This is a genomic window from Micromonospora sp. WMMA1923 (genome assembly GCF_049179195.1).
In the GTDB taxonomy this organism is placed as follows: domain Bacteria; phylum Actinomycetota; class Actinomycetes; order Mycobacteriales; family Micromonosporaceae; genus Micromonospora; species Micromonospora yangpuensis.
The window spans coordinates 1,408,718-1,426,796 of record NZ_JBMHLZ010000001.1; the positions used below are offsets into that span (position 1 = coordinate 1,408,718).

General features: G+C 72.7%; 15 protein-coding genes and 1 riboswitch. Of the genes, 2 read left to right on the forward strand and 13 right to left on the reverse strand.

The window, feature by feature from the left end:
* Positions 1-38: 38 nt before the first annotated feature.
* The 9 genes from ACN28G_RS06400 to ACN28G_RS06440 all read right to left on the reverse strand — a co-directional run bounded on the left by ACN28G_RS06400 (position 39) and on the right by ACN28G_RS06440 (position 9,969).
* On the reverse strand, positions 39-770 hold the full coding sequence (locus tag ACN28G_RS06400; protein WP_091436133.1) for a cytidylyltransferase domain-containing protein: 732 nt from the start codon (positions 768-770) through the stop codon (positions 39-41).
* A complete protein-coding gene (locus ACN28G_RS06405; protein ID WP_421480869.1) occupies positions 767-2,551 on the reverse strand; it encodes a class I SAM-dependent methyltransferase in 1,785 nt (594 codons plus the stop codon). The genes ACN28G_RS06400 and ACN28G_RS06405 overlap by 4 nt, the downstream gene beginning before the upstream one ends.
* Before the next feature lie 34 nt (positions 2,552-2,585).
* The gene (locus ACN28G_RS06410) at positions 2,586-3,428 is read right to left on the reverse strand and encodes a hypothetical protein (RefSeq protein WP_091436138.1); all 843 of its coding nucleotides are present in this window, start codon (positions 3,426-3,428) and stop codon (positions 2,586-2,588) included.
* Between the two features lie 11 nt (positions 3,429-3,439).
* Positions 3,440-4,606: a DegT/DnrJ/EryC1/StrS family aminotransferase gene (locus tag ACN28G_RS06415; RefSeq protein WP_091436141.1), complete on the reverse strand. Its 1,167-nt coding sequence runs from the start codon at positions 4,604-4,606 to the stop codon at positions 3,440-3,442.
* Positions 4,603-5,586, reverse strand: coding sequence for a UDP-N-acetylglucosamine 4,6-dehydratase (inverting) (gene pseB / locus ACN28G_RS06420; protein WP_091436144.1), 984 nt, complete (start codon positions 5,584-5,586; stop codon positions 4,603-4,605). The genes ACN28G_RS06415 and pseB overlap by 4 nt, the downstream gene beginning before the upstream one ends.
* 145 nt (positions 5,587-5,731) lie before the next feature.
* Complete coding sequence (pseI, locus tag ACN28G_RS06425; protein WP_091436146.1) at positions 5,732-6,778, reverse strand: pseudaminic acid synthase; 1,047 nt, start codon at positions 6,776-6,778, stop codon at positions 5,732-5,734.
* Entirely contained in the window at positions 6,775-7,278 is a 504-nt protein-coding gene (locus tag ACN28G_RS06430) for a GNAT family N-acetyltransferase (RefSeq protein ID WP_091436149.1), read from the reverse strand. The genes pseI and ACN28G_RS06430 overlap by 4 nt, the downstream gene beginning before the upstream one ends.
* Positions 7,275-8,549: a glycosyltransferase gene (locus ACN28G_RS06435; RefSeq protein ID WP_421478683.1), complete on the reverse strand. Its 1,275-nt coding sequence runs from the start codon at positions 8,547-8,549 to the stop codon at positions 7,275-7,277. Before ACN28G_RS06435 ends, ACN28G_RS06430 begins: the two co-directional genes overlap by 4 nt.
* Before the next feature lie 94 nt (positions 8,550-8,643).
* Positions 8,644-9,969 (reverse strand): polysaccharide pyruvyl transferase family protein, encoded by a 1,326-nt coding sequence (locus ACN28G_RS06440; protein WP_091436152.1) that lies wholly within the window; start codon positions 9,967-9,969, stop codon positions 8,644-8,646.
* Between the two features lie 296 nt (positions 9,970-10,265).
* Between ACN28G_RS06440 and ACN28G_RS06445 the strand changes: the two genes are divergently transcribed.
* Together ACN28G_RS06445 and ACN28G_RS06450 are read left to right on the forward strand one after the other, a co-directional pair.
* Positions 10,266-11,468, forward strand: coding sequence for an acyltransferase family protein (locus tag ACN28G_RS06445; protein WP_091436154.1), 1,203 nt, complete (start codon positions 10,266-10,268; stop codon positions 11,466-11,468).
* A gap of 288 nt (positions 11,469-11,756) precedes the next feature.
* A riboswitch (cyclic di-AMP (ydaO/yuaA leader) is annotated at positions 11,757-11,901 on the forward strand.
* A gap of 9 nt (positions 11,902-11,910) precedes the next feature.
* Positions 11,911-12,837 (forward strand): C39 family peptidase, encoded by a 927-nt coding sequence (locus ACN28G_RS06450; protein WP_421478684.1) that lies wholly within the window; start codon positions 11,911-11,913, stop codon positions 12,835-12,837.
* A gap of 139 nt (positions 12,838-12,976) precedes the next feature.
* Here ACN28G_RS06450 and ACN28G_RS06455 read toward each other — a convergent pair whose 3' ends face one another.
* From ACN28G_RS06455 to ACN28G_RS06470, 4 genes are all read right to left on the reverse strand, one after another.
* A complete protein-coding gene (locus ACN28G_RS06455; protein WP_421478685.1) occupies positions 12,977-14,683 on the reverse strand; it encodes a CDP-glycerol glycerophosphotransferase family protein in 1,707 nt (568 codons plus the stop codon).
* A 42-nt stretch (positions 14,684-14,725) separates the two neighbouring features.
* A complete protein-coding gene (locus ACN28G_RS06460; protein ID WP_091436160.1) occupies positions 14,726-16,228 on the reverse strand; it encodes a bifunctional cytidylyltransferase/SDR family oxidoreductase in 1,503 nt (500 codons plus the stop codon).
* A gap of 139 nt (positions 16,229-16,367) precedes the next feature.
* The gene (locus ACN28G_RS06465; protein ID WP_421478686.1) at positions 16,368-17,186 is read right to left on the reverse strand and encodes an ABC transporter ATP-binding protein; all 819 of its coding nucleotides are present in this window, start codon (positions 17,184-17,186) and stop codon (positions 16,368-16,370) included.
* The gene (locus ACN28G_RS06470) at positions 17,179-18,075 is read right to left on the reverse strand and encodes an ABC transporter permease (protein WP_091436164.1); all 897 of its coding nucleotides are present in this window, start codon (positions 18,073-18,075) and stop codon (positions 17,179-17,181) included. The genes ACN28G_RS06465 and ACN28G_RS06470 overlap by 8 nt, the downstream gene beginning before the upstream one ends.
* Positions 18,076-18,079 lie beyond the last annotated feature (4 nt).

Sequence of the window (18,079 nt, forward strand, 5' to 3'; positions counted from 1 at the left end):
CACCGGCGGGTCGGCGGGGAGCTGCCCGCGTACCGTGTTCAGGACTCCTCCAACCGCTTCTGCCGGACATCCGCGTTGAGCGATCGTAGCGCCGGCTGCCCGGTGAGCCAGTCGGCGAGCTTGGCCAACGGGACGCTGACGTCGCCGAAGTGGTCGACCACCGCCCGGACCAGCGCCCAGTCCTGCTCGGTGTCGAGGGTCAGCCGCAGGTCGGAGCGGTCCGGGGTGAGCGTCAGGCCGAGCACCCGGAACAGCTCCGGATGGGTGTACGCGTACGAGGTGACGTGCACCCGGTGGTGGTCGGTGGCGAGCCGGTCCAGGGTGCGCAGCACGTCCGCACGGATGATCTCCACGTCCAGCCCCCGGGGCAGGGTACGGGCGATCGAGGTGCTGACGTAGTCCAGGCCCGGCACCGCCTGGTAGACCCGGGCGACCAGGGTGACGATCTCCGGGTCGAGCAGCGGGCAGTCGGCGGTGAAGCGCATCACCGCGTCACCGGGGTACCGGTCCACCGCGCCCACGAACCGACCGAGCACGTCGTCGACGGACCCCCGGTGACACGGTACGGCCAGCCGCCGGCACTCCTCGACGACCGCGTCGTCGACCCCGTCGGTGCTGGTGGCGACGACCAGTTCGGCAAGCACGCCGCTGTCCCGGGCGGCCCGGACCACCCGGCCCAGCACGCTGCGGCCGGCCAGCGGACGCAGCACCTTGCCCGGCAACCGGGACGAACCCATCCGGGCCTGCACCACGCCGACGATCCGGTTCACTGTTGCTCCCCACCGTGCTGTTGGCGGCGTACCGCCGTGCGGACCTGTCGTTTCGCCGCCCCGGCCCCCCGGCGGGCCAGCCGCAGCGGGGTGATCGCGAGCTTGCCCATCCGGTAGCCGAGGGTGCCGCTGAGCAGGTCGAGCTTGGTCTCGGCCCGGCGCAGCGCCCGTTCCCGGTGGGTGAGCAGCTGCTCGGTCCACGCCAGCCGGGCGGTCAGCCGGGTCAACTCGGCACGCTGACGCAGCCACGCCTCGCGCAGCTGCTGGACGCTCTCCCGGCCGGTCGGCGGGGCCGTCGGTGTCACCGCCCGCAGGGCCGCCGCGAGGTCGGCGCGGGCGGCGTCGTCGAGCCCACGGCGGGCCGCGACGACTGCCGCCTCCACCTCGACGGCGATGGCCACGGTGGCCCGGTCCAGGTCCCGGCCGGCCAGCCCACCGAGGACCACGGTCAACCCGGCGACGTCCAGGGTGGACGGCCACGGGTGGGCGTACCCGCCGGTGAGCAGGTCGGCGGCGAACCGCCACAGGGCCCGGGCCAGCACCACCTCGGTCGCCAGCGGGTCGATCGCCTGCCAGCCCGGGTCGAGTACCGCGTGGTCGCCGGCGGCACCGACCACCACGTTGTCCAGGCCGGACACCGCCACCGCCCCGGTCAACCGGTCGTCGACGCCCTGCCCGGCCAGCCACCGCGCATAGGCCGTGAGCAGTCGCCGCAGGGCGCCCAGGTCCCGGCGCAGTACGGCGTCGAGCAGCACGGTGCGCAGCAACCGCCCCTCGGCAACCCGGCCGGTCGACGCCCCCGGGTCCCGGTACGCCACCTCCCGGCTGGCGAACGGCGGTGCCGGTTCGGCGGCCGGGGTCGGCGTCGGTGCGGCGAGCGCCCGCCAGCGCCAGCCGTCTGCGCCGTCGTACACCTCGGTCACCCCGCTACCTGGCGGCCCGGCGCACAACAGGGCGACCGGCAGGGTGATCCGGTCCGGCGCGGCGGCGACCACCGCTCCGGCCGCACCGGTGACGGGCCGGTGGGCGAGGACCAGCCAGCCGGGGGCGAGTGCGGCGGCGAGGCCGGTGTGCAGCGCGTCCACCGCCAACCGTGCCGGATCCTGCAACACCGGCCGCTCCCCAACGGTGCAGGCGTCGTGCAGGACCGCGTCGAACAGGCCGGAGCCGCGCTGCTCGGCCAGCGGGCCGGTGGCCAGCAACGCCGTCGCCGACCGCCACCGGGGGTAGGCGGCGAAGCTGCCCCACGGGTGCAGCCCGGCGGCGGTGAGCCGGTCGGTCAGCTGGTCCAGGTCGGCCGGCCGGTCGGGGGCCAGGATGCCGTCCACCGCCCAGTCGGCGTCGTCCCGGCCGGCGTACCAGGGGACCGGGTCGACCAGCCGGCCCAGGCCGAACGGGTTCTCCGCGCCCAGCAGCAGGAGACCACCGGGGCGCAGCGCCGTCACCAGGCGCTCCAGCAGCGCGGTCCAGCCCAGCGGTCGGTCCTGGGCCGACTCGATCGCGGCCAGCCCGGCGGCGGCCACCACCACGTCGTACGCGCCGTCGATCCCGGTCGCGCCACCGACGAGCGTGCGGGCCGCGCGGGCGGCGACCGCGGTCCCGTCGGGTTCGCCGCGCAGCAGGCAGGTGACCTCGGCGTGGGCCAGCCGGTCCAGCAGCGCCGGATCGTGCGGGCCGGCCAGCAGCACCCGGGCCCCGACCGGCACCAGCCGGGCGAGCAGCGCGAGCAGCGGCTCACCCCCGGCGGCCCGGCCGGTGGCCAGGTCCGACCAGGCAGGCATCTCACCCCCGGGCAGCTCGACCGCGGGTACGGTCTCAGCGCTCACCGGTCACCTCCCGGCCACGCGACCAGCCGAGCAGTTCGCGCAGTTCGGCGGGGGAACACCGGTGGTCGGTGCCCAGTTCCTCGCGGGCGATCCCGGCGGCCAGCCCCGGATCGATCCTGGCGCCGTGCAGCTGCGGCCACTGCCGGCGGATCCGTGCGGTGCCACCGAAGGTGGGATCGTCGTCGGCCAGGGTCATCGGGTCGCCGTAGACCGCCGGCTCGCAGCCGGCCGCGATGCCGTAGAAGATCGCGCTGGTCAGCCGGTTGGAGGCGACCCGCCGGTGCCGCCGCAGCTCGGTGAGCTGCCGGTCCAGGAAGTCCGGGTCGGTGTCGCGCCACCAGTGCCCCCGGTAGCCGTGGCAGACCACCCGGAAACCGGCCTCCTCGTAGTGCCGCCGGATGCGGGTCGTGCGGTACTCCTGCCAGTACAGGCAGACGGTCACCGGGCCCGGTTCAGTGGCCCGGATCTCGGCGATCAGCCGCCGGTGGTCGCCGTGCACCCGCTGGCCCTCCCAACCGTGGAACGGGTACCAGATGGTGCCCTCGCGCCGCTCGGCCGGCGGGTCGTCGGGGCGCATCGCCAACAGGTAGGCGAAGGGCGCGCCGATCACCACCACGTTGCGTCGCCCCAGCGACCAGGCCCGCCGCCGGGTCGGCTCGGACCAGAGCAGGCTCGGCGTGCCGGCGACGTACGGGTGGCCGGGGGCGAGCCCGTCGCCGACGTTCCAGCCGTGCTGGACGTACCCGTCGATCCTGGGCGGGTGGCCCGCGCCCAGCCCGCAGTAGCGGGCCAGCACGTGGGCGTGGCCGTAGAAGTGGTTGGCGTGGTGCATCGCTCTCCGTCTCAGGCGAGGACGGTCCGGGCCCGGGGCCGGCCGACGTCCAGCGCCGCGCCGAGGGCGTCGACGACGCGGTCCTGGTCGGCGTCGGTCAGACCGGGGTACAGCGGCAGGGAGAGCTGCTCGGTGTAGAACGACTCGGCCACCGGGCAGGATCCGCGCCGGTACCCGAGGTCGGCGAAGACCGGGTGCCAGTGCGCCGGCAGGTAGTTCACCTGCACCCCGATTCCGGCGGCGCGCATCCGGTCGTACACCTGGCGACGGCGACCGTCGAGGACCCGGATCGGGTAGAGGTGCCAGGCCGGTTCCGCCCAGGCCCGGCGACCGGGGGTCCGGACCCCGGGCAGGTCGGCCAGGGCCTCGTCGTAGCGGGCGACCAGCCGGGCCCGGGCGGCGAGGAAGTCGCCGAGGCGGCGCAGCTGGCTGCGGCCCAGCGCGCAGAGCACGTCCGGCAGCCGGTAGTTCAGCCCGAACTCGGGCACCTCCTGGTGCCAGCCGCCCTCGTCGGGCCAGCGCAGCTCGTCGGGGTCGCGGACCAGGCCGTGGCTGCGGAACCGGCGGGCCCGCTCCAGCAACGCCGGGTCGGTCGCGGCGACCGCGCCGCCCTCGGCGGTGGTCAGGTTCTTGGTCGGGAAGAACGAGAAGGTGGTCAGGTCGGCGAGCGACCCGACCGGCCGGCCCCGGTAGGTCGCGCCGATCGAGTGCGCCGCGTCGGCCAGCAGCAGGGTGCCGGTGCCGGCCAGGGTGGCGCGCAGCGCGTCGTAGTCGGCCGGGTGACCGGCGTAGTCCACCGCCGACACCACCCGGGTCCGGCCGGTCACCGCCGCCGACACCGCCGCCGGGTCCAGGGTGTACGTCTCGGGTTCGACGTCGGCGAAGACGACAGTCGCGCCGAGGGCGACCGCGGTGCTGGCGGTGGCCACGAAGGTCATCGGCGCGACGACCACCTCGTCACCGGGGCCGATGCCGGCCGCCGCGTAGGCGGTGTGCAGGGCGGCGGTGCCGTTGGAGACCACCGCGCAGCCGGCCCCGCCGGTCCAGCCGGCCAGGTCGGTCTCGAAGGCGACCACCTGCGGGCCGGTGGTCAGCCAGTCGCTGCGCACGGCCGCGGCCACCGCCGCCACGTCGTCCTCGGTCACCGACTGCCGGCCGTACGGCAGCAGCCCGGTCATCCGGTCACGCCGAGCATGTCGCGCAGCTGCTCGACGCTGAGCCACTGGTCGTTGCTGTCGGACTGGTACGCGAAGCCGTCGCCCACCTGCTGGCAGTCCTGCGGCGGCTGGTAGCCCCAGGTGGCGATGGTGGGCTGGACGATGAACCGGTCGGAAGCGCGCAGTGTCCGACGGCTGTCGTCCGGGGCGATCATCTCCTCGTGCAGCTTCTCGCCGGGCCGGATGCCGATCTCGTGGGTGGTGGCGTCCGGGGCGACCGCCTCGACCAGGTCCAGGATCCGCATGCTGGGGATGCGGGGCACGAACAGCTCGCCGCCCTGCATCTGGTCGAAGGAGTCGAACACGAACCGCACCGCCTGGTCGAGGGTGATCCAGAAGCGGGTCATCCGCTTGTCGGTGATCGGCAGCGGTTTGCCCTCGGCGGCGAGCCGGCGGAACAGCGGCACCACCGAGCCCCGGCTGCCGACCACGTTGCCGTAGCGGACCACGGCGAACCGGGTCGGGTGCTGGGCGGCGTAGTGGTTGGCCGAGACGAAGAGCTTGTCGCCGACCAGCTTGGTCGCGCCGTACAGGTTGATCGGGCTGGACGCCTTGTCGGTGGAGAGCGCGATGACCTTCCGCACGCCGGCCTCGATCGCCGCGTCGACCACGTGCTGCGAGCCGGTGATGTTGGTGGCGATGAACTCCGAGGGGTTGTACTCGGCGGTGTCCACCTGCTTGAGCGCGGCGGCGTGCACCACGTGGTCCACTCCGTGCATCGCCCGGGCCAGCCGGTACCGGTCCCGGACGTCGCCGATGAACCAGCGCAGCCGGGGGTCGTCGCCGAGCTGCTGACGCAGCTCGTACTGCTTGAGTTCGTCCCGGGAGAAGACCACCACCCGGGCCGGGTCGCACTCGGCCAGCAGATGCCGCAGGAAGGTCTTCCCGAACGACCCCGTACCCCCGGTGACCAGGATCGACGACCCATTCAACTCACTCAACTCCGCTCCCCAAGGTCGTTACTGTCGGCGGGCCGTGCGGCCCGCGCAAGGACTCGGCGGGCCGCCAGGCCCGCGCAGGTAATCGGGCGGGCCGCCAGGCCCGCGCAGGTGGTCGGGCGGGCGGCGCGGCCCGCGCGGTGACGGCTCAGATCAGGTCCCAGCTCAGCGGGGTGCCGCGGGCGGCGTCCCGGGTGAAGACGCGGCCCAGCACCCGGTCCAGCTCGACCGGGGGCAGGCCGCCGGCCGGCCGGATCGACCGGACGTTGTCCCGGGTCACCGGCGTACCGGTGGCGACGTCGGCCACGACGTAGAGCGAGCGGCGGAACCGCAGCCCCTCCCGCTCGGTGGGGGTGGGGCCGACGACGGTGTCACCGAGCGCCGCCCAGGCCCGCTCGGACTCCACCCGCAGTGCGGCCAGCTCGGCCGGCTCCAGCGAGAAGTCGGCGTCCACCCCGCCGTCGCCGCGGCGCAGCGTCACGTGCTTCTCGATCAGGCAGGCGCCCAACGCCACCGCCGCCACCGGCACGCCGATGCCGGGCGTGTGGTCGGACAACCCGACAGGTACGCCGAACGCGTCGGCCAGCACCGGCAGCCGCCGCAGGTTGCTGTCGCGCGGCGGGGCCGGGTACGCGGCGGTGCAGGCCAGCAGCACGATGCCGGCGGCCCCGCCGTCCCGGGCGGTACGCACCGCGGCGTCGATCTCGGCCAGGGTGGCCATCCCGGTGGAGATGACCATCGGCTTGCCGGTGCTGGCGACCAGCCGGATCAGCGGCAGGTCGACCAGCTCCGACGAAGCGATCTTGTATGCCGGGGTGTCCAGTCGCTCCAGCAGCGCCACCGCCGTCGCGTCGAACGGCGAGGAGAAGACCGTCAGGCCGTGCCGGCGGGCCCGTTCGAAGATCGGCTCGTGCCACTCGTACGGGGTGTGGGCCCGCTCGAAGAGCCGGTAGAGGTGCTCACCACCCCACAGGTCGTGGCCGCGGGAGATCCGGAACCCGGGCGCGTCGACGTCGATGGTGAGGGTGTCCGGCCGGTACGTCTGGAGTTTCAACGCGTGCGCCCCGGTGGCGGCCACCGCGTCCACGATCTCCAGGGCCCGGTCCAGGCTGCCGTTGTGGTTGCCGGACATCTCCGCGACCACCAACGGGCGCTCCCCGGCGCCGACCACGTGCGGACCGATCTTGACTGTCATGGCTCTCTGCTCAATTCCGTCCACACCACCTGGTGCGGCACTCCGTCGACGTCCCGCTGGTAGCGGCGGACACTGTGGAACCCGAAGCGCCGGTGCAGGGCCAGCACCGGCTTGTTGTCGGCGAGCGTCTCGCCGCCCAGGCTCCGGGCGCCGAGTTCTCCGAAGGCGTACGCGATCGCCGCCTCCTGCATCGACATCCAGGCCCGTAGCAGCTCCCGCCGCGCGTCCAGGCCGTCGATGTCCAGGTAGAAGCCCCAGACCAGGGCGCGGTGCGCCGAGGTCAGCCCGCTGAAGGTCACCACCGCGCTGTCGGCCTCCCGGTGCCGGTGGACCAGCACCCGCCGGTCCGGGTCGGTGCGGGTCCGCGCCCACCAGGCGGCGTGTTCGGCGGGGGTGATCTCGTGCCGGGTCAGGCTGACCGCGCGGACCTGCGGATGGTTGCGCCAGCGCAGGATCCGCGCCAGGTCGTCGTCGGTGGCCGGGCGCAGCGAACCGGTCATCGCCGCCTCGCCAGCACCTTCGACCCGTCGGCCGCCACCGCACCCTGGCTCGCCGCACCCTGGGCCGTGCCGCCCGGGGCCGTGCCGCCCGGGGCCGTGCCGCCCTGGGCCGTGCCGTCCTGGGTGGTGCCGTCCGGGGCCGTGCCGCCCTGGGTGGTGCCGTCGGCGGTCGGCCCGTCCGGGTCCGTGTCACCCGGGGTCGTGCCGCTCGGGGTGGGCCCGTCGGCGGTGGCCTCGGCGGGGCGGGTGGCGCGCAGCCGGCCGGCCATCCGGTGGGCCCGCCGCAGCGCCACGTACGCCAGGTAGCTGTCCCGGCCGACCAGGCGGTGCTTGAGCCCTGGCACCCCCTCCGGCTGCGGGTAGCCCTCGGCGGGCAGGTACCGGCGGTAGTGCTCGGCGACCCGGCGGAAGAAGTCCCGGCGCAGGTGCGGGTGGAGCCGGTCGTCGTTGCCCACCACCACCAGGTAGTGGCTGATCATCAGGGCGAACAGGTCGGCGCGCAGCCGGGGGTCGACGCCGTGCCGGTCCACCCAGTCGAAGAGCCGTTCGTACTGCGCGAAGGCGTCGAAGTGCCGGTCGCTGCGGGTGGAGGTGATCGCACCGAGGCGGCCCTGCCGGTACCGGTAGCAGACCTGGTCCAGCACCGAGATCCGGCGTGCGCCGATCAGCAGCGGGTGACTGAACGGGATGTCCTCGTACCAGCCGGGGTGGAAGCGCAGCCCCAGCTCGTCCAGGAAACCCCGCCGGACGACCTTGTTCCACGCGGTGTGCTGCAACCGCAGCAGCTCGGGACGCTCGGTCAGGGTCACCGGGCCGGGCACCCCACGCAGCAGGTGACTGCTGGCGTCGACCTCCAGCCGGCCGTTGTCGTGCACCCGCAGGTGGTCCAGGAGCAGCACGTCGGGCCGGTCGCGGCGCAGCCGCCGCAGCACCGTGGCGACGGTGCCGGGTGGCAGCCAGTCGTCGCTGTCGACGAACCAGACGTACTCGCCGGTGGCCTGGTCCAGGCCGGCGTTGCGGGCCGGGCCGAGCCCGACGTTGCGGGCCAGCCGGACCACCCGCACCTGCGGGCGGCCGGCGGCGTACGAGTGGAGCATCTCGCCGCACCGGTCCGGGGAGGCGTCGTCGACGGCGACCACCTCGACCGCCGCGGACTCCTCGGCGGTCAGCCCGCCGAGGATCGACTCCAGGCACTGGTACAGGTACGCCTCGACGCCGTACACGGGCACGACGAAGCTCAACAGGGGGGTTCGCGTCGGATCGGTGACCACGCCCGCCACCTTCGACGGCGTGGGTGGCCGGCCCCGGAACCCCGCGTGTACGGGTGACGGGCGGTTACTTAACAGCCCGTCACCCTCCGGTGAACTATCGGTTGAGGATCTGCTTCACCCGGCCGCCGACGGCCTGCCGGACCCGGGTCCGCAGCCGCTGCCCCTGCAACTCCTCCAGGCTCGCGCGCAGCTCGGCGTTCTGCTCCCGCAGCCAGTCCACCCGGGTGATCCACTGCTCGGCCGGGGTGGACACCTGCGGCTGCACCGGCGGCGGGAAGACGGTCTGGCGGACCTGCTCGTCGAAGCGGGCCGCGCTGTCGCCGTCGGCGAAGGAGTTGCCCAGGTCGTGCTTGTTGAGGAAGGACAGCATCGTGGCGTACCGGGCCTTGTGCCCGTTGTTCAGCGCCGTGTAGTCCGCCTCGTCGTAGAGCTGCGCGGCGTCGACGTCACCGGAGACGTCGGTCATCTCCCGGTACGGGATGTCGAAGTAGCGGGCCAGCTCCAGGGTGCGCGAGTCGTGCGCGAAGAGGTAGCCGGGGGTGCCGGCGATCAGCGCGGTGATGGTGCCGTGGATCCGGGTGCCGAAGTTGAAGTCGAAGTCGGACAGGTGGTCCATCCACGTCCACGGGTCGACGAACATCCGGATCTTGTCCTCGGTGAACAGCGGGTGCGAGGTGTGGATCGGGATGTTGCTCTTCTTGCCCCGGTCCTCCGGCGCGTCGCCGAAGAGCAGCACGCCGAGGGTCTTGACGTCCTGCGGGATGTAGCAGAGGTTCGGGTACTTCTTGTGGTGCGCGCTGATCACCTTGGCCATCGACTTGACGTACGGCGAGACGGTCAGCGCGATCTTGTCGTTCGGGCCCAGGTACGGCTTCTTCTTCTCCACCCGCAGGTTGTCGCCGTGCAGGAACATCGACGGGCAGCCGATCACCTCGACCGCCGAGAAGCCAAGCGTCCGCAGGTAGCTCTCGGTGATCTCACCGCGTACCCCGATGGTGTGCGACCGGTCGAGCACGGCGGAGACGAAGTCCTTGACCGTGTCGTCGATCGGGCGCAGGTACTCCCGGTCGCCCTTGAGGTTGGTCTGCGCGCCGACCCCGAGCACCACCACCGGGATCTTCAGCTTGCGGATCAACCGGGTCATCCCGGCCAGCCGGTGGGCGAAGCTGCGGCGGAAGGCGTTGGCCAGCGGCACCACGAAGACGTCGTACGACTCGTTGATGATGTCGGCCTCGCGGGCGTCGGCCCGGAAACCGGTGGAGGTGATCTCCGCCGTCGCGGTCCGCAGCAGCTTGTGTGCCGAGTGGCTGAAGACCAGGTTGCCGGTGTTGTCGCCGATCCAGTTCCGTTCGAAGGTCTCCTCCGGGGAGTAGATGTCGAACGGCCCCTTCTTGGCTCGGAGCAGAATCCGCTGGTGCATCGCTGGTCCCTCTCGTCGTTCCCGCGCCTGCGGTCATCCGGCAGACGCCGCAGGCGAAGCGGTGCGGCCCCGTCGTACTTCCGCCCCTTCGGCGAACCGAATCGTCAACTCTCTGGAGACCGGAATTTTAGGGCATCGGTCCGCTGCGGACCCAGGTGCCCACCGTGATCATGATCGTCGGATGTGCCGGAACCGGGCATCCCGGGCCCGGGTAAGGTGCCCCGCGGCGGTCGATGCCCGGCCGCCGGAAGAGGAGACGTGGTGCTGGTGGTCCCGAGCATGCCCGGCGTAGCGGCATGACCAGCGTCGCGGCGACCGGTACGCCGTCGGCCCTGTCCCGCCTGCCCTCGCTGACCGGCCTGCGCTGGATCGCGGCCCTGCTGGTCTTCGGATTCCACGCGGCCACCATGCGGGTCGTCGCCGAGCCGGGACACCAGGCCGTGCTGGAGCGGATCTTCACGCTCGGCCTCTCCGGCGTGCAGTTCTTCTTCATCCTCAGCGGTTTCGTGCTGGTCTGGTCGGCCCGGCCGGAGGACACCCGGCGGGCGTTCTGGCGTCGCCGGGCGGCGAAGATCTATCCCAACCACATCCTGATGTGGGCGGTGGCCCTGCTGGTCGGCCTCTGGTTCGCCGACCCGGTCAGCCTCCGGGCCGCGCTGAGCAACCTGGTGCTGATCCAGGCCTGGGACCCGACCCCCGGCATCTTCTACAGCATCAACACGGTCAGCTGGTCGCTCGCCTGCGAGATGTTCTTCTACCTCTGCCTGCCCTTCGCGCTGCCGTGGATCCGGCGGGCCCGCCCCGGGGCGCTCTGGGCAGTGGTGGTCGCCGTGCCGCTGCTGATCGTGGCGCTCTGGCCGGCCCAGCTGCTGGTCGCCGAGGAGAACCGCTGGTGGTTCACCCAGGTCTTCCCGATCACCCGGTCGCTGGAGTTCTGGATGGGCGTCGCCGCGGCCGAGCTGATGCGGCGGGGCAGCTGGCGTGGTCCCCGGCTCACCGTGGCCACGATCGTCTTCGTCGCGACCTGGGTGGTCGCCGGCCAGTGGATCCGGGCCGAGCTCTGGGCCGGGCTGCTGTCGGTGGCGTACATCCTGGTGATCACCGCCGCCGCAGACGCCGACGTGCACCGGCGGCCCTCGCCGTGGCGGTCCCGGCCGCTGGTCTGGCTCGGCGAGGTCTCGTTCGCCTTCTACCTGGTGCACGTCCTGGTGATGGTCACCGTGCTGCGGCTCACCGGCCACTACGGTGTCGGGCTGCCCGGCTGGTGGGGGCCGTTCGCGGTGGTCGCCTTCCTGCTGGTCAACCTGGGGCTGGCCGCGATGCTGCACCGCTGGGTGGAGAACCCGATGATGCGGCTGTTCGGCCCACCCCGCCGGGCCGCGTCCGCCGGTGACCGCGGGCTGGGGCCGGTGCCCGCCGGTGCCCGCCGGTCGGAGTCGGTGCCCGCCGGTGACGGTCGGCCCGGATCGGCACCCGCCGGCACCGGTCGGACCGACTGACGCCAAAATTCCCGTGACCCCGGTCACAGGGGTCTCGGATTCGGGCACCCGACACATCCGGGCCGAATGCTGCCGGGTTTTTCCCGACGATGCTCACCGGTCGTCCGGTTGTCGACCACCGGTGCCGTCACAAACGCTCGTCCCATTGAGTCACGTCAGCGGGTTAATGGGTTGTCGGGTACTTCGCTGATCAAGGTTTCCGCAGGTGAAGTGGGGTTGGCAGGAGAAATGTCGGCCAGTAGTGTCGCTGCGGTCCGGCGCGGTTCCCGTTCGCACAAGCGCGACCGCCGCGTCGACCCGCTCAATCGTCGTACGACGAACCGGGGACCCGCAGCACCACTGGGGTGAATCCGCGCAGCCACGGCTCGCGGTAGGGCGAATTCTTCCCGCCCGAATCCGTCAGCTAACCCGGTAGGCGGCACCGGAAGGAGTTCCATTCCCCGTGCCTCACCCCCTCAAACGGCAGTTCCGTCGACTCGCTGTGGACCGTTCGTACCAGGTCGTCGCCGCCTCGGCCGCGACCCTCGTGGTGGCCTCGGGCACCGGTCTGCTGATCGCCACCGGTGACCGGCCGGAGCCCGACCGGCAGCAGCCCAGCGCGGTGGCCGAGGTGGCGCCGCAGGCCGGCGAGATCGCCGCCCGCAGTGAACTGCGGGTGCCGGCGAGCGTGGCCCCCTCGCTGACCACCGCCGCCCCGTCGCCGACCGCCACCGCGTCCCCGTCGGCCGCGTCCCCGTCGGCCGCATCGCCCTCGGCCGCATCGCCCTCGGCCGCGCCGTCGCGGGCCGCCAAGCCGGTCGCCGCCGCCAGCTCCGCCGCGCCGGACCCCGACCTGACCCGCCCGGCCGCGCCCAAGCCGCCGGCGTCGAAGGTCCTCGACCACGTCTACCAGGCGCAGACCACGTACTTCTACTGCGGCCCGGCCGCGGTGCGCAACGCGCTCAACGCCGCCGGGATCGAGCGCAGCCAGGACACCCTGGCCGGGATGCTCGGCACCACCGAGTTCGGCACCAACTCCGCCGCCGACACCACCCGGGTGCTCAACCAACTGGTCGACGGGGCGCCGTACCGGACCCGGATGATCCCCGGCGGTGCCGCCACCGCGGCCCAGACCGACCGGCTCGTCGACGACGTGGTCACCGCGATCGCCGCCGGCCGCAGCCCGGTGGTGAACGTCGCCGGCACCGCCACCGACGTCGCCGGTGGCTGGCACTCCTTCCCCGGCGGGCACTACGTCGCGGTGGTCGGCTACCGCGACAACGGCCGGACGGTCCGGATCTCCGACTCGGCGGACCCGGGCAACGCGCTCTACTGGATGTCCACCTCCGCGCTCGCCGACTGGATCGCCACCCGCGGCTACTCCGCCTGACCAGGCTGCCCGCTCCTCGCCCGGCCCGGCCCCGCACACCGGGGCCGGCCCGGAGACCAACGACGCCGGTCCCCCCGTCACGGGGGGACCGGCGTCGGTCGTCGTACCGGGCGGGGTGGGTCTCCGCCGGTAGGGGGCCTCAGCCGGTGGGGGAGAGGCGTACGCCCCCGCCGGCCTGCGACGGCGTGGCCCGGGGCTCCGGCGGGCTCCAGCCCGGCTCCAGGTGCCGCCGGGCGGCGGCCAGGAACACCTCGGCGTACGTCTCGGCCGGGAAGTCACCGAGGTAGTGCGCCCGGGTGGCCCACCGGGCCGACGCCGCCGGATCGGTCTCCAGCAACCGGGTGAGCACCTCCTCGACGTCGGCCAGGTCCCGCCGCAGCAGGTAGCCGGAGGCGGCCAGCGGGAACCGCTCGACGAACCGGTCGTCGCCCAGCATGTCGGTGACCGCGTACGGCTTGCCCGAGTAGAGGTAGTCGGAGATGACCCCGGAGACGTCGGAGATCAACGCGTCGGAACGGTTGACGCACTCGGTCAGGGTCAGCTCCCGGCTGGCCGCGCCGAAGACGTGCTGCCGGCCGGTGCGGGACCGGTCCGCAGCGAGCAGCTCGGTCACCCGGGCCAACTGCCGGGCCGAGGTCGGGTTCTGCGTGGTGTACGGGTGCGCCCGCAGGATCACGGTGGCACCCCGGGCCAGCAGGGCCCGGATCAGCCCCTCGGCCACCGGCAGCGAGCAGTAGTTGGCGTCGGCGTGGTGCCCCGTCCAGGTGGGGGTGTAGAGGACGGTCGGGTTGGCCGATGCGGTGACCGGCTCCCGCCGGACCTGGATCGCCTCCACCTGCGGGCGGCCGACCACCTCGAACTTCTCGGCCGGGATGGCCACCCCGGCGCGGGCGTACCGCTCGATGGCCGCCGGCCCGGCGACGAAGATCCGGTCGAAGATCCCCGACACCGGGTTGGCACTCGGCGCCTTGTCGCTGTCGCCGTGGTGCAGCTGGATGTGGGTCAGCTGGGTGAACCGTACGCAGTGGCTGTTCTTCGCGCCGTGGTTGACGTAGAAGGCCACCCGCAGGCTCGGCACCAGCACCTCGTCCAGCGCCTTGAGCGTCGGGCAGAACACCACCGGGGCGCTGGTGGCCGCCGACACCGGACCGAGGAACTCCGGCTCCCGCAGCACCACCAGGAACGGGCGGCCGAGTCGTTCCAGGTACGGCAGCCACATGGTGACCTGGTACTCCGAGCCGGGCGGGGCGGAGAAGTAGAGCAGGAACTCCGGCTGGTGCCGGCGCAGCGCCCGCCCCACCGGGGTGCCCGCCTGTGGACGCAGCCGGCCCCGGGCCAGGCCCAGGGCCACCGTACCGGCGGCGGCACCGACGACGAGGGTGGCCAGCAGGGCCACCACCGCCGGCAGCACCAGCAGGGCGGCCAGGGCCACCACCGCGAGCAGCGCCAGCACGGCGTTGCCCAGCTGGGCGGCGATGGTCGCCGACCACTGCCGGACCGGCAGGTTGGCCGCCCGCAGCTCCAGCAGGCCGGCCTCGCGCAGCGGCCCGGCGAACAGGATCAGCCCCAGCACCGCCAGCGCGGTGACCGCCAGCACCGGATCGAAGCCGGCGTCGAGCCGGCGGGCGTAGCCGACCAGGACGCCCGCCGCCACCAGGGTCGTCTCGGGCAGCACGTCGGCGGCGGGCCGGACCCGGCGCTCCCAGGCGGCGGCGGCCAGCGTCGCCACGGCCAGCGCCAGCCCCCAGCCGGTGGCCCCGGTCAGGGCGACGACGCCGAAGGCGAGCAGGGCCAGGCCGGTGGTCAGGCACCTGGCGATCAGCTTCCTGACCAGGTCACCACGCATGTCACTCCGCTTTCCGGTCGCGCTCGGGGGGTGGGCGCCGGCTCAGCCGGTCACCACGGCGGAGGGCCGGGTGGCCTGACTCGGCACGGTCGCCGCCGCCGGGGCCTCGCCGGGTGCCCGCCGGACGTCGATGACCTGCCCGGTCAGCTCGGAGATCAGCACGTCCAGCGAGGCCTGCGCGACGGTCTCGGCGGCCAGCAGGGTGTGCTCCGGCTCCTCGCCGAAGGCCCGGGTCCGCATCGGGGTGGCGGTGCGCTCCGGGTTGATGCAGTTGACCCGGACGCCCAGCTCGGCCCACTCGTCGGCGAGCGCCTGGGTCAGGTTGACCAGGGCGGCCTTGGTGGAGGAGTAGAGCGCGTACTGGGAGCGGCCCCGGGTGTAGGAGCTGGACGTGTAGAGCAGCAGCTGACCCTTGGTCTGCTGCAGGTAGGGCAGCGACTGCCGGGCGATGGTGACCGGCCCGACGAAGTTGACCTGCAGGACCCGGTCCATGGTCGCCTCGTCCATGTCGACCAGGGCGCCCTTCTCCAGGATGCCCGCGGTGACCACGACGTGGTCGATGCGCCCGGTGGCCTCGAACGCGGTCTTCAACGCCGCCTCGACGTCGGTGGCCTGCTCCACGTGGGTGCCGGTGCCGGAGCGGCTGAACGGGAACACCTGGGCGCCGTAGCGGCGGGCCAGCTCGGTCAGCTCGTGGCCGATGCCGTAGCTGCCGCCGAAGACCACGATCGTCCGCCCGGCCAGCTCCTCGGAGTAACTGCGCGGGTCGGTCAGCCGGGGCACCTGGGCGGCGGCGAGCTGGAACAGCTTGTCCGCCAGGTGCACGTCCACCGGGTGGGTGACCTTGATGTTCTCGTCCGAGCCGTCGATCACCTTGATCGGGGTGCCGGGCAGGTAGCGCAGTACCACGCCGCAGTCGTCGGTGGCGGCGAAGTGCGGGTCGTCGGCGGCCAGCCGGTACGCCTCGCGGATGGTCTGCGAGCGGAACGCCTGCGGGGTCTGCCCCCGGCGCAGCCGGGAGCGCACCGGGATGTCGGTGATGCACTCGTTCTCGTCGACCTGGATGATCGTGTCGGCCGAGGGGATCGCCACGTCGACCGCGGCGTAGGTCCAGAGCGCGTTGACGCACTCCCGGACGATCCGGCCGCTGACCAGGGGGCGTACCGCGTCGTGGAAGAGGATGTTGACGTCACCCTCGCCGACCGCGTCCAGCGCGATGCGGGTGGTGTCGTTGCGGGTCTCGCCACCCTCGATCACCTTGCTGACCTTGCGCAGGCCGGCCTTGTCGACGATCGCCTGGGCCTGCGGGACGTGCCCGCTGGCCATCAGCACGATCACCTCGTCGATCTCCGGCGCGCCCTCGAAGACGGCCAGGGTGTGCTCGATGATCGGTTTGCCGGCGATCTTCAGCAGCTGCTTGGGGATGCCCAGGCCGAGCCGGGTCCCGGTGCCACCGGCCAGGACCACCGCCACTGTCCGCGTGGGGCGCCATCCGGTGGCGGCCTCCGGTGCGGCGTCCGGGCCAGTGGTGTGGTCCTGCGTCATTGCAAATCCTCACTTCCAGGGGAGAACAGTGGGGGCACCGCAGGCGGCGACCCGATGAACCTTAACGCGGCCACCGCGTCGCCGGCTCCGGCGACGCGGTGGGACGACATCGCCCGAACACCGCACGGACGACGGAACTCTACTTGCCGTTCACGTACGCCTCATAGGCCTTGATGACCTCGTCGGTCGGGCCGTCCATCTGCAGCACGCCCGATTCCAGCCAGATGGTGCGCTCGCAGGTGTCGCGGACCGAGGAGAGCTGGTGGCTGACCAGGAAGACCGTGCCGGCCCCCTCGCGCAGCTCCCGGACCCGCTGCTCGCTGCGCTTGCGGAACCCCTTGTCCCCGGTGGCCAGGGCCTCGTCGATCAGCAGCACGTCGTGCTTCTTGGCCGCCGCGATGGAGAACTTCAGCCGGGCGGCCATGCCCGAGGAGTACGTCCGCATCGGCAGCGAGGCGAAGTCGCCGCGCTGGTTGATCCCGGAGAACTCGATGATCTCCGGGGTGAGGCGCTCGACGTCGGCCGGGGACATCCCCATCGCCAGGCAGCCCAGCACCACGTTGCGCTCGCCGGGCAGGTCGTTCATCAGGGCCGCGTTGACCCCGAGCAGCGAGGGCTGCCCCTGGGTGTAGATCGCACCCCGGTCGACCGGCAGCAGCCCGGCGATCGCCCGCAGCAGCGTCGACTTGCCGGAGCCGTTGCTGCCGATCAGGCCGATCGCCTCGCCCTGGTACGCGGTGAAGGTGACCCCCTTGACCGCGTGCACCTCGCGGACCTGCGGCGCGGAGGTGCGCGACACGATCCGCTTCAGCGCGGCGACCGGGCTGCTGCCCCCACCGGCGCCCTTGTGGATGCGGTAGATGACGTGCGCCTCGTCCACCACCACGGTCGGAACCCGGTCCTGGATCCGGGGCAGGGTGACGGTCACGTCGTTGGACGTCTCGATCTGATCAACCACGGCCGTACTCCTGTTCGCCGCGCCAGAAGTAGATGAAGCCACCGATGCCCATCAGCACCGCCCAGCCCACCGCGACCAACCAGAGCTGGGTCGGCGAGGAGTTGAGCAGGGGCGCCGACTCCAGCAGGGACATCCGGGCCAACTCGATGTAGACAAGCGCCGGGTTCAGCTCGACCAGCCGGGCCGCCCAGCCGGGCAGGCTCTGCTCGAAGAGGGTGACGCTGTAGAGCACCCCGGAGCCGTACATCCAGGTGCGCAGCACGAAGGGCATGACCTGCTTGAGGTCGGCGACCTTCGCCCCGGCGCGGGCCACCGCCATGGTCAGGCCGGCGTTGAAGACCGCCTGCAACAGCACGGTGGGGATCAGCAGCAGCCACTGCCAGGTCAACGGCTCGCCGGTGACCAGGACGATCCCGGCCAGCACCACCAGCGCGCCCATCAACTGCTGGAACTGGGTGAGCATGGCGGCCAGCGGCAGGCAGGCCCGGGGGAAGTGCAGGGCCCGGATCAGCCCGAGGTTGCTGGTGATCGACTGGGTGCCGTTCTGCACCGTGGTCTGGGTGAAGTTGAAGATGAACAACCCGGTGGTCAGGTACGCGATGAAGTTCGGCACCCGGTTCTGTTCGAGCACGATGCCGAAGATCAGGTAGTAGACCGCCGCGTTGGTGAGCGGGGTGAGCACCTGCCAGAGCTGCCCCAGCTTGGCGTTGCTGAACGAGGACACCAGCTTGGCGTTGGCGTACGCGGTGATGAAGTGCCGGTAGGACCAGAGCCGGCGGCTGTACACGGCCAGCGGCGGCCGTTCGCCGGCGACCCGCAGCCCGTGCCGGGCGGCCAGTTGCGCCTGGGTCAGGCCGGCGTCTGGGTCGGCCAGCGCGGTGTTGGCCATTGGT